The organism is Kineosporia corallincola (genome assembly GCF_018499875.1).
GTDB lineage: Bacteria > Actinomycetota > Actinomycetes > Actinomycetales > Kineosporiaceae > Kineosporia > Kineosporia corallincola.
In genome coordinates this window covers 324518-336654 of the sequence record NZ_JAHBAY010000001.1, presented here as the reverse complement: position 1 = coordinate 336654, position 12137 = coordinate 324518, and the positions used below count along the sequence as shown (strand labels likewise).

The 12137-nt window shown below is 72.7% G+C and carries 5 protein-coding genes; 4 read left to right on the top strand and 1 reads right to left on the bottom strand.

The features are described from left to right. Window positions 1–100: 100 nt before the first annotated feature. Entirely contained in the window at window positions 101–2062 is a 1962-nt protein-coding gene (locus KIH74_RS01495) for an acetoacetate--CoA ligase (RefSeq protein WP_214153628.1), read from the bottom strand. Window positions 2063–2120: 58 nt separating this feature from the next. Between KIH74_RS01495 and KIH74_RS01490 the strand changes: the two genes are divergently transcribed. The 4 genes from KIH74_RS01490 to recD all read left to right on the top strand — a co-directional run bounded on the left by KIH74_RS01490 (window position 2121) and on the right by recD (window position 12032). Beyond that, window positions 2121–3080 carry a M15 family metallopeptidase gene (locus KIH74_RS01490; protein ID WP_214153626.1) on the top strand — a complete coding sequence of 320 codons (960 nt, stop codon included), beginning with the start codon at window positions 2121–2123 and terminating at the stop codon, window positions 3078–3080. A gap of 263 nt (window positions 3081–3343) precedes the next feature. Next, a complete protein-coding gene (gene recC / locus KIH74_RS01485; RefSeq protein ID WP_214153624.1) occupies window positions 3344–6748 on the top strand; it encodes an exodeoxyribonuclease V subunit gamma in 3405 nt (1134 codons plus the stop codon). Beyond that, window positions 6745–10134 carry a UvrD-helicase domain-containing protein gene (locus KIH74_RS01480; RefSeq protein WP_214153623.1) on the top strand — a complete coding sequence of 1130 codons (3390 nt, stop codon included), beginning with the start codon at window positions 6745–6747 and terminating at the stop codon, window positions 10132–10134. The genes recC and KIH74_RS01480 overlap by 4 nt, the downstream gene beginning before the upstream one ends. A gap of 35 nt (window positions 10135–10169) precedes the next feature. Next, on the top strand, window positions 10170–12032 hold the full coding sequence (recD, locus tag KIH74_RS01475) for an exodeoxyribonuclease V subunit alpha (protein WP_443669977.1): 1863 nt from the start codon (window positions 10170–10172) through the stop codon (window positions 12030–12032). The last annotated feature ends 105 nt before the right edge of the window (window positions 12033–12137 follow it).

Below are 12137 nucleotides of genomic sequence, written 5' to 3'. Positions count from 1 at the left end.
TCTGGCTCAAAAGCTAACAAGCCGGACGTCGAGCGACAACACTTGATGTCACTTTTGGCTGCGGGCGGTAATTCTTTGTTCAGCGACTGATCAAAGAAGGTCAGGTGCGAGGACGAAGCATCGCCAGGAACGGAGCCAGCGACTCCGGGTCGGCCAGGGCGTCGCGGCTGACCGCCCGGTCCACGCTCACGCCGGAGAGGATCTTCTTCACCGGCACCTCGCACTTCTTGCCGTTCAGCGTGCGGGGCACCACCGGGATCCGGATGAAGCGGTCGGGAACGTGCCTGGGCGACAGCTCGGCACGCAGGGCCCGGCGCACCGGCTCCTCCACGTCGTCCACCGAAACCCCTTCGGCGAGAACCAGGAAGCACAGCAGCTCGCCCCCGGTGTCGATCACCAGCGAGTCGGTGATCCCGTCGAAACCCTCGACCACGGCGTAGAACTCGGACGTGCCCATCCGCACGCCGCCCCGGTTGAGCGTGGAGTCGCTACGGCCGTGGATGACGAACGATCCGCGCGCCGTTGCGCTCACCCAGTCGCCGTGCCGCCACAGACCAGGGTAGTCGTCGAAGTAGGCCTGCCGCAGGCGTTCACCGTCCGGGTCATTCCAGAATGCCACCGGCATCGAGGGCATCGGCCGGGTGATGACGAGTTCGCCCACCTCGTTCACCAGGTCACCGCCCTTCTCGTCGAACGAGTGCACGTCGGCGCCGAGGGCAGCGCACGACAGTTCTCCCTGCCAGATCGGCACGGTCGGGGCGCTGGTGAGAAAGGCCGTACAGACGTCCGTTCCACCGGACACCGAGCAGATCCGCACGTGCTCCCCCACGGCGTCCCGGATCCAGGCGAAGTTCTCGGCGGACAGCGGCGATCCGGTGGATCCGAGGGACTCCATCGCACTCAGGTCGAACCGTTCCCCCGGGCGCAGGCCGGACCGGGCTGCGGCCTGCACGAACGGCGCCGAGACGCCGAAGAGCCGGATCCGGTGCCGCTCGGCCAGTTGCCACAGCCGTTCCGGCCCCGGATGCACCGGGCTGCCGTCGTAGAGCAGCACGGTCGCCCCGGCCAGCAGACCCCCGACCAGGAAGTTCCACATCATCCAGCCGGTGGTGGTGAACCAGAAGAACACCTGTCCTGGCCGCAGATCATGCTGGAGACGAAGGGTTTTCAGCTGCTCCAGCAGGATGCCGCCGTGCCCGTGCACGATCCCCTTGGGCAGGCCGGTGGTGCCCGAGGAGTAGAGCACCCAGAGCGGATGGTCGAACGGCACCTGCTCGAAGGCCAGTTCGCCCGGCCGCGCGGTGAACTCGGCCCAGCTGAGCTCACCCTCGGCAGGTTGTGCGGCCGGGTCGAGGTAGGGCAGCAGCACGGTGCGGCGCAGCGAGGGCATGCTCTCACGTAGCCGGGTCACGGTGTCGCGGATACTGAAACTCTTCCCAGCGTAACGGTATCCGTCCACCGCGAGCATCACACTGGGTTCGATCTGGGCGAACCGGTCGGCCACGGCCCGCGCGCCGAAATCCGGTGAGCAGCTGGACCACACGGCCCCGAGCGAGGCGGTGGCCAGGAACAGCACCAGCGCCGCGATGCCGTTCGGGGCCAGGGCCACCACCCGGTCACCCCGGCCGACGCCGGCCTCGACCAGCCCGGCCCGGGCCCGGCCCACCTGGTCGCGCAGATCAGCGTGGGTGAGCACCAGCTCTTCGTCGTCCTCACGCACGAAAATAACTGCGGTGTCGGCATCCTGGCGTCCCGGACCGGGAGCGAGGGCATGTTCGGCGTAGTTCAGTCGCGCCCCCGGGAACCACTGTGCGCCGGGCATCCCGGACGAGGCGAGAGGTTGCGTGGCAGGCGTTCCGAAGCGCACACCCAGGTATTCGGCCGCGGCGGACCAGAACTCGCCCGGCTCACGCACCGACCAGCGGTGCAGCGCGGCATAATCCAGCTCGTCGAGGGTGACCTGCCGGTGCACCGTGAGCCACCGGGCGAAATCCGCGATCTGCGTGGCGCGGGCGGTGTCGGGATCGGGCGTCCACAGGCGATTCACAGGGTGCGGCGTCATCGTCAAGCTCCCTCGCTCGGATGCAGCCCACCTTATGTGACCCTAGACTCCGGTCGATATGGCAGAACATTCGCAGAACGGCTGGCCCGTCCTGTCGAGCAACCGGCTGACCTGGTTCTCCGCCGCCGGGGGCCGGTTCGCTGCGGCCAGTTCCGACGTCGCCTTCCTGGCCAGGTACCTGATCGAGCGTTTCGACGCCGAGGTCGAGAACATCGACGGCCGGGTGCTCGACGACTGGTCGTGGGCCGACCGCAACGTGCGCGGGTCGACATCCGTCATCAGCAACCACGCCAGCGCCACCGCCTGGGACCTGAACGCCCTCAAGCATCCGCGGGGCGCCCGGGGCACCTTCACCAGCGCCAGGATCGCCAGGGTGCACAAGATCCTGGCCGGCATCACCGACGGCAAGGGACACAAGATCTTCCGCTGGGGCAACGACTACGTCAACGCCACCGTCGACGCCATGCACTTCGAGATCAACGCCACGAAGGCACAGGTCAAGCGCGCCCGCACGGTGCTGGAACAGCGACTGGAGGAAGAGGAAGACATGAAGTGGACCGACCAGGTCAAGCTGACCGCCACCGACGCCAAGATCTGGGGCGGCGACTACAAGGAGGGTGAGAAGGTCACCTTCGGGCTGATGGTGCGCTACCCCACCCTGGCCCGCAAGACCGACGCCGAGCTGCGGGCGTTCATCGCCGCCTCGGCCAAGCGCGACGCCGCGATGAAGGCCCAGCTCGACACCCTGATCACCGCGGTCACGGCGCTGGCCTCCGGGTCGTCCGCCGAGGTGTCGCAGGCCTTCGCGGCCGGCGCCGGTGCCCTCCAGGCCGAGGTGGCCCGCATCGACGCCGAGGCGGACTCGGCCCAGGCCGCCCTGGTGAGCGACGCCGAGATCGAGGCCGACGTGGCAGCTGCCGTGGCCGAGTCGGAGGCTGCGCAGATCCAGGAGCCAACGGACGACGAAACCCCCACGACCGACGTCACGCAGGCCGAGCGGGCGCCCTCGAACGCCTGAGGGCCCGGGCACCTCGCAGTTCCGAGCAGGACGAGCAGGACGGCTGAGGCGGGTGGGCGGCTTCCGGCCAGGATCGGCGTCACCCTCCCGTTCCGCCCGCCCTCTGCGCCCCGTCGACCGGTGTCGACCCGGCTCGCCCCGAGCCACCGGTCCCGTCCGTCCCCCCTGCTCGCGCCCGTCCCCCGTGCCCACGTCACCACCTCGTCCACCGGTGAGATAGAACTGACCCCCATGAAGACAGCCCGGACAGGTCTGCCTGAACCGTGCTGACGGTGCACCGCTGCGCGGACGGCACGGTTCTGGCACAGGCGCTGGGCGAGGTCCTCGCCACGCCCCTGGCCGACCCGTTCGCCGTCGAGACCGTCGCCGTCCCCGCCAAGGGCGTGGAGCGGTGGCTCACCCAGCGTCTCTCCCACACGCTCGGCTCCCACCCGCTCGGCCCGGGTTCCCACACCCCCGCAGCAGGAACGCGCACTGCACCCGACGGGGTCTGTGCGAACGTCGACCTGCCGTCGCCCGCCGCCCTGCTGGAACAGGCACTGCACGACGCCTCGGACCGGATCGGCCGCTCGGTGTCGGCCTGGTCGCCCGACCGCGCCCGCTGGCCGCTGGTCGAGGTGATCGACGCCTGCCGGGGCGAGTCCTGGTGTGCGGCCCTCGACCGGCACCTGACGCCCGGCGACAGCGGCCGCCGCCTGGCCGTAGCCACCCGGCTGGCACGGCTGTTCGACGAGTACGGCCAGGCCCGGCCGGAGATGCTGATCGCCTGGGCGGCCGGTCGCGACGAGTTCGGCGACGGGCAGCGTCTGCACGACGACCTGCTCTGGCAGGCCGAACTGTGGCGGCGCCTGCGCGCCCGGCTGGACCGGCCGGCCCCGGCCGAGCTGCTTGACGAGGCCTGCGCCACGCTGCGCGACGAACCGGCGCGAAGCGCTCTGCCGCAACGGCTCTCGATCTTCGGTGCGAGCCGCCTGTCCCCGGCCCGGGTGCGGGTGCTGCACGCCCTGGCCGAGCACCGCGACGTGCATCTGTGGCTGCACCATCCCTCGCCCTCGCTCTGGCAGGCGACCGACGGGCACCCGCCCGCGGTGCGCCGCGCCGACGACGACAGCCGCACCCGTGTGCGTAACCCGTTGCTGGCATCCATGTCCCGCGACCTGCTGGAGCTTCAGCAGACCCTGCTGCGTCACGCCCCCGGCGCCCGGCATCTGGAGCACCCGGCGCCCACCGCACCCGGGACCCTGCTCGGCCACCTCCAGCATGACCTGCACGAGGGCCTCACGAAAGAGCAGGACGACCGCCCGGTTCTGCACCCGGACGACACCAGTGTGCAGGTGCACGCCTGCTACGGGCAGGTGCGCCAGGTCGAGGTGCTGCGTGAGGTGATCGTCGGGCTGCTCGCCGACGATCCCGGCCTCGACCCCGGCGACATCCTCGTGATGTGCCCCGACGTGGACACTTTCGCCCCGATCATCGCGTCGGTGTTCGCCACCGCGCAGGACCAGGAAGACAACCGGCCGGGCGGGCACCCGGCGGCCAGGCTGCGGGTACGCGTCGCCGACCGCTCGCCCCGCCAGACCAACGCGCTGTTCGACGTGCTCGGGCTGCTGCTCGACCTGGGCACCGCGCGGATCACCGCCCCGCAGGTGCTCGACCTGGCCGGGCGCGACGCCGTGCGGCGCCGCTTCGGTTTCGACGACGACGACCTGGCCCGGATGCGGGACTGGCTGGTGGGGGCCGGTATTCGCTGGGGCCTGGACGACTCGCACCGGCAGGCCTGGCACCTGTCCTCGATTCGGCAGGGCACCTGGCGAGCCGGGCTGGACCGGCTGCTGCTGGGCGTCGCGATCGAGGGCGACACCGCCGAGCTGGGCGGCGTGATCGGCATGGACGACGTGGACAGCGCCGACATCGACCTGGCCGGGCGGCTGGCCGAGCTGGTCGACCGGCTGGGCGCGGCACAGCGGCTGATGTCCGCACCGCATCCGGTGCCGGAGTGGCTGACCGGGCTGGAGACGGCGGTGCTCGGCCTGGCCGGCACCGACCGGAACACCGCCTGGGAGGTCAACCAGCTGCGCTCGGAACTGTGGGACCTGGCCGAGGCGGCCGGTGACAGCCCGGCGCCGTGCACCCTCTCCGACATCCGGGCCGTGCTCGGCGACCTGCTGGCCGGACGTCCCACCCGTTCGTCGTTCCGCACCGGCACGCTGACCGTGTGCACGCTGGTGCCGATGCGCTCGGTGCCGCACCGGGTGATCTGTCTGCTCGGGCTCGACGACGGCGCCTTCCCGCGCCGCGCCGACCCGGACGGCGACGACGTGCTCGCCCGCGACCCGTGGATCGGCGAGCGCGACCCGCGCAGCGAGGACCGGCAGTTGTTCATCGACGCGGTGTGCGCGGCCCGGGAGCGTCTCGTCATCACCTACTCCGGGGCCGACGACCGCACCGGAACCGCTGTGCCACCGGCCGTTCCGCTGGGCGAGCTGCTCGACGCGCTCGACCGCACCGCCTGGGTGGACCGCGGCCGGGTACGCGACCGGATCACCGTGCGGCACCCGTTGCAGCCGTTCGACCCGCGCAACTTCACCCCCGGCGCGCTGGGCCGGCCCGGGCCGTTCAGCTTCGACCGTCCCGCACTCCACGGCGCTCAGGCGCTGGAGCGCGAGAAGTCCCCGGCGAAAACATTTTTGGACGGCGTACTGCCCGCTCCGGCTCGGCCCGCGGACATCGACCTGGCCGATCTGCATCGGCTGCTGCAACACCCCGCCCGGGGCTTCCTGCGCCAGCGGCTCCAGGTCGGCGCCGCCCTGGCCGAGGACGAACCGGACGACAGCCTGCCCGTCGAGCTCGACGGCCTGGCGAGATGGGCCGTGGGCGAACGGCTTCTGCGTCAGCGCCTGTCAGGCCTGTCGCCGGCCGAGTGCATCGCGGTGGAGCTGCGGCGCGGCCTGCTGCCGCCGGGCGAGCTCGGCCGGTCGCTGCTCGCGCAGGTGGGGCGGCAGGTGGAACAGGTGCTCACGGCGTCGCGGCTGGAACGGGCGCAGGCCGCCGACTCCCGCGACGTCGACGTGGCGCTGCCCGACGGCTCCCGCCTGACCGGCACCGTCGGCGGGGTACGCGGGCAGACCGTGCTCGGCCTGACCTTCTCCCGGCTCGGCCCGAAGCACCGCCTGACGGCGTGGATCGACCTGCTCGCGCTGACGGCCACCCATGCCCCGGCCAATGCCTCGGCGGGCTGGTCGGCGGTGGCGGTGGGCCGGGGCCGGGGCGGCGCCGCACGCAGTGTGTTCGAGCCGGTGCCCGACGCGCTCACGCCGCTGGCCGAGCTGGTCGGCCTGTACCGCTCCGGCCTGTGCTCGCCGCTGCCGCTGCCGCTGAAGACCGGGGCGGCCTACGCGGCCCGCCGGTTCCGCCGTTCGCTGGTGTCCGCGGCCCGCGCCGAGGCGCAGAAACAGTGGTTCGACGACACCTACCCGGGTGAGCAGTCGGACGCCGAGCACGAGCTGATCTACGGCGAGAAGGCCGACCTGGAACGGCTCTTCGAGATGAAGCCGGAGGCCGGCGAGCAGGGTGAGGGCTGGGCGGCCGACGAGAGCGACCGGTTCGGCCGGCTCAGTCGCCGACTGTGGGACCGGCTCCTGGCGGCGGAGAGGATGGAGGGGCGATGAGCGCGCCGATGACGGGGCAGCAGACCCTGCGCCGACAGCAGCCGTTCGACCTGCACGGCGAGCTGCCACGCGACACCACGATCATGCTCGAGGCCAGCGCCGGCACCGGCAAGACCTTCACCGTCGCCGCCCTGGTCACCCGCTACGTGGCCGAGGGCCTGGCGGAGAACATGAGCGACCTGCTGGTGGTCAGCTTCAGCCGGGAGTCCACCCGGGAGCTGCGGGAGCGGGTGCGCGAGCGGCTGGTCAGCGCACGGGACGGGCTGGCCCTGCCCGACCCGTCGATGATCGACCCGGCCGACCGGGTGCTGGTGCACCTGGCCGACGTGGACCCGGCCCGCCGGGCCCGCCGCCTGGACCGGCTGGAACGCGCCCTGGCGGGTTTCGACGCGGCCACCGTGACCACGATCCACGGCTTCTGCCAGCAGATCCTGACCACGCTGGGCACCAACGGCGACCACGACCCGGACACCCGGCTGCTGGAAGACGTCGCCGACCTGGTCCGCGAGGTGGCCGACGACCTGTACCTGCGCAAGTGGGGCGGGCCGGGTGCGGGCGCGCCGGAGATGAGCCGTGACGAGTTCCACCGGCTCGCCCTCGACGCGGTGGCCGAGATGGCCGAGCTGGTGCCGGATCCCTCGATCGGCGGGATGCCCGGCCTGCGGGCCCGGATCGCCCGGGCGGTGCGCGCCGAGGTGGACCTGCGCAAGCGGCGTCAGGGCGTGTTCGGCTACGACGACATGCTGACCCGGCTGGCGCAGACCCTGGCCGACCCGGAGTCCGGTCCGGCCGTCTGCGAAAGACTGCGTTCCCTTTACCGTTTCGTACTGGTGGACGAGTTCCAGGACACCGACCCGGTGCAGTGGGAGATCATCCGCCGGCCGTTCCACGGGCACTCCACGCTGGTGCTGATCGGCGACCCGAAGCAGGCCGTCTACGGTTTCCGCGGTGCCGACGTGCAGGCCTACCTGAACGCGTTCGAGACCGCCGAGACCGTGCGCACGCTGCCCACCAGCTACCGCAGCGACGCCCGGCTGCTGCGCGGCCTGGACGCGGTGTTCCGCGGTGCCGCGCTGGGCGACGAGCGGATCCGGGTGCAGCCGGTGGAGGCGTTCCACACCGGCCGGCTGGTGCACGTCGAGGGCACCGAGGCCGCGCTGCGGCTGCGGGTTCTCGCCCGGGACGAGCTGCCGCAGACCGACGGCGGCCTGGCCCGGTCGCCGCGGGCCCGCGACGCGGTGCTGGCCGACCTGGTGGCCGAGACGGTGCGGCTGCTGTCGGGTGCCGCGCGGGTGCGTCCCCGGGACGGCTCGGACGAGCGTGACCTGCGGCCCGGCGACATCGCCGTGCTGGTGCGCACGAACTACCAGGCGCAGCAGGTGAACACGGCGCTGGGCGGGGCCGGGGTGCCGGTGGTGGTCACCGGGCGCACCAGCGTGTTCAGCACCCCGGCGGCGCACGAGTGGAAGCTGCTGCTGGAGGCGATGGAGCAGCCGCACCGCACCACCCGGGTGCGCCGCCTGGCCCTGGGCTGCTTCGTCGGCGCCACCGCCCGGGAGCTGGACGAAGACGGCGAGCGCATCGACGAGGAACTGGCACTGATGCTGCGCGAGTGGGGTCACGTGCTCACCGAGCGCGGTGTGGGGGCGCTGTTCGAGATCGCCGCCCGGCGCACCGGGCTTCAGCGCCGGATCCTCGGGACCGTGGGCGGCGAAAGACTTCTCACCGATCTGCGGCACGTGGCGCAGACGCTCCAGGAGGCCGGGGAGACGAACCAGCTGGGCCTGACCGGGCTGCTGCTGTGGCTGCGGCACCGGCAGGAGGAGGCGGCCGGCCGGGAGGGCGCGCTGGAACGCAGCCGCCGTCTGGAGTCGGACGCGGCGGCGGTGCAGGTGATGACCGTGCACACCAGCAAGGGCCTGGAGTTCCCGGTGGTGCTGGTGCCGTACGCCTGGAACCAGTGGGCGCCGAAGGAGCGCGACATCTCGACCGTCACCTTTCACGAGGGCGACCGGCGGATGCGTGACGTGGGCGGCCCGGGGTCGGTGGACTGGGCCGGGCACCTGGCCGCCAGCCTCCAGGAAGACGCGGACGACGAGCTGCGGCTGACCTACGTGGCGCTGACCCGGGCACAGTCGCACCTGGTGCTGTGGTGGGCGCCGACCTACAACACCCAGCTCGCGCCGCTGCACCGGATCCTGTTCAACCCCGACCCGGAACAGCCCGCGCCGCGCCGGATCGCGGTGCCCTCGGACGCCGGGGCCCTGGCCGACCTGGAGCGGATCGCCCGCCGCGCCGAGGGCGGCCTGACCGTCGAGCCGGTCCGCACCCGCCCGGCCACCCGATGGAGACCGTCCGCGCCGCAACCGGTCTCGTTGTCCGTGGCCACCCTGGACCGCGATCCGGAACCGCGCTGGAACCGCACCTCCTACAGCGCCCTGACCGAGTCGGCTCACGAGCGGCAGCAGGCGCTCAGCGAGCCCGAGGTGACGCTGAAGAACGACGAGGGCCCGGACGATGAGGCCCCGGCCACGGCCGGCCCGGCGGCCGGTGACCCGGACGGCGCGCTGGCCGCGATCCCCTCGGCCTGGAACGAGCTCCAGGCCGGGGCCCGGTTCGGCACGCTGGTGCACGAGGTGCTGGAGCTCGCGGCCGACGCCGGTGACGTGGATGAGCTGCGCACCACCGTGGCCGCCCGGGTGGCCCGCACCGGCCCGGCCGTCGACGTGGAGACCCTGGTGCAGGCGCTGATCCCGGCGGTGAGCACACCGCTGGGCCTGAATCAGCTCACGTTGCGCGACATCTCGGCGAAGGACCGGCTGTCCGAACTGAACTTCGAGCTGCCGATGGCCGGTGGTGACGACCCGCTGGCCGGGCAGGCGCTGCTGTCCGGCCTGGCACCGGTGTGGCGCCGGCACTGCCCGGCCCCGCAACTGCTGCACGACTACGCCGACGCGCTGGAGGAGCTGGAGGCCGTGCCGCTGCGCGGCTACCTGACCGGCAGCATCGACGCGGTGCTGCGGGTGCCCGGCGAGACCGGGCCGCGCTACGTGGTGGTCGACTACAAGACCAACCGGCTGGGCACACCCGACCAGCCGGTCACCGCCTGGCACTACCGGCCGCAGGCGATGGCCGAGGCGATGATCGCGGCGCACTACCCGTTGCAGGCCCTGCTCTACGGTGTGGCCCTGCACCGCTACCTGCGCTGGCGGCAGCCCGGCTACCACCCGGACGTGCATCTCGGCGGGGTGCGGTACCTGTTCCTGCGTGGCATGTCCGGGCCCGGGGTGCTGTGCGCCGACGGCACGGCGCCGGGCGTGTTCACCTGGCAGCCGCCGACCGGCCTGATCACCGAGACCTCCGACCTGCTGGCGGGAGAGGCGTGAACACCGAGGAAGCCGGTGCCCCGCACCGCATCGCCGTGTCCGCGACCGGTCCGCTCGCCGCGTTCAACCGGGCCGGCATCCTGACCGCCGCCGACGTGCACGTGGCCCGGCGGCTGGGAGCGCTGGGCGGCGAGCCGGACGAGGCGGTGCAGCTGGCCGTCGCCCTGGTGGTGCGCTCGGTGCGGCACGGTTCGGTGGTGCTCGACCTGGCCACCGCCGCGGCCACCACGAGCCCCGACGACGAGGACGACGGCGAGGAGTCGCCCGGGCCCCTCGTCGTCCTCGATTGGCCCGACCCGGCCGAATGGATCAGGCGCTGTGCCGCCAGCCCACTCACCACCGGGCCGCTGCGGATGACCGGCAGCCGCCTGTGGCTGTCGCGCTACTGGGAGCAGGAGCAGGCGGTGGCCGCCGAGCTGCTGCTGCGGGCGGCCTCCCGCCCCGACGACCTGGACGAGCCCGTGCTGGCCGCCGGCCTGACCCGGCTGTTCGACGAGAAGCAGTACGGCGACCAGCAACTCGCCGCCGCGGTGTGCGCGCTGAGCCGGGTCGGCGTGCTCGCCGGTGGTCCGGGCACCGGCAAAACCACCACCGTGTCGCGGCTGCTGGCCCTGCTGCGTGAGCAGCACCCGGAGTACCGGATCGCGCTGGCCGCCCCGACCGGCAAGGCCGCGGCCCGGCTGCACGAGGCGGTGCGCTCGTCGGCGGCCGACCTGCCCACCGCCGACCAGGCGCGGCTGGGTGACGACCTGCGCGCCACCACGCTGCACCGGCTGCTCGGCTGGCGCCCCGACGCCCGCAGCCGTTTCCGCCACGACCGCAACAACCGGCTGCCCTACGAGGTGGTCATCGTGGACGAGAGCTCGATGGTGTCGCTCACCCTGATGGCCCGCCTGCTGGAGGCGTTGCGCCCGGCCACCCGGCTGATCCTGATCGGCGACCCGGACCAGCTGGCCTCGGTGGAGGCCGGCGCGGTGCTCGGCGACCTGGTCGACCGCACCCGATTGGGCCGCCGCACACCGAATTTCACCGCCGCACTGGCGCGGGTGCTGCCCTCCTCGGACACCGCCGACGCCCCCGTCACCGTGGTGGACACCCCGACGGCCCGGTTCCGCAACGGCGTCAGCACCCTGCTGGCCACCCGCCGGTTCGCCGCCGGGGGCGACATCGCCGCGCTGGCCGGGGCGATCCGGGACGGCGAGGCCGACCGGGCCGTGGCCGTGCTGCGCTCAGCGTCCGACGTGGTGGAGTTCGTCGAGCTGGCCGACGAGGAGCGGGCCGGTCCGGAGCAGGTGGAGGCGGTGCGGGCGGAGGTCCGCTCGGTCGCCGCCGAGGTGATGGCCGCCGCCGCGGCCGGCGACGGGGTGGGCGCCCTGGCCGGGCTGGAGCGGCACCGCCTGCTGTGCACCCACCGGCGTGGCCCGCGCGGCGTGCAGCTGTGGAGCGACCTGGCCGCGGGCTGGATCTTCGAGGACCATCCGGTGGTTCCGCGCGGCGACGGCCGGTACGCCGGGGAGCCGCTGCTGGTGACCACGAACGACTACGAGTCCGGCCTCTACAACGGCGACACCGGCGTCGTGGTGCAGGCCGGAGACGGTTCTCTGCTGGCGGTTTTCGGCCGGGGCGGCGACCCGATCCCGGTGCCGCTGGCCCGGCTCGGCGCGGTGCGCCCGCTCTACGCGATGACCGTGCACCGCAGTCAGGGCAGCCAGTTCGATCGGGTCAGCGTGCTGCTGCCGGCCGCGGCCTCGTCGTTGTGCACGCGGGAGACCCTGTACACGGCGGTGACCCGGGCCCGGGAGCACGTCCGGGTGATCGGTTCCGAAGAGGCATTGAGGACGGCGATCACCAGGCCCGCCGCCCGGGCCACCGGCCTGCGCGAGCGACTCATGGGCTGACCTGCGACGTTGGGCCCGCGAACGCTTAGCACACGGCCGAGTGCCTGCCCATGTGCGCAGCCCGAGTGTCCGGTCACACCTTGATCGACTATCGCATTACCTCGT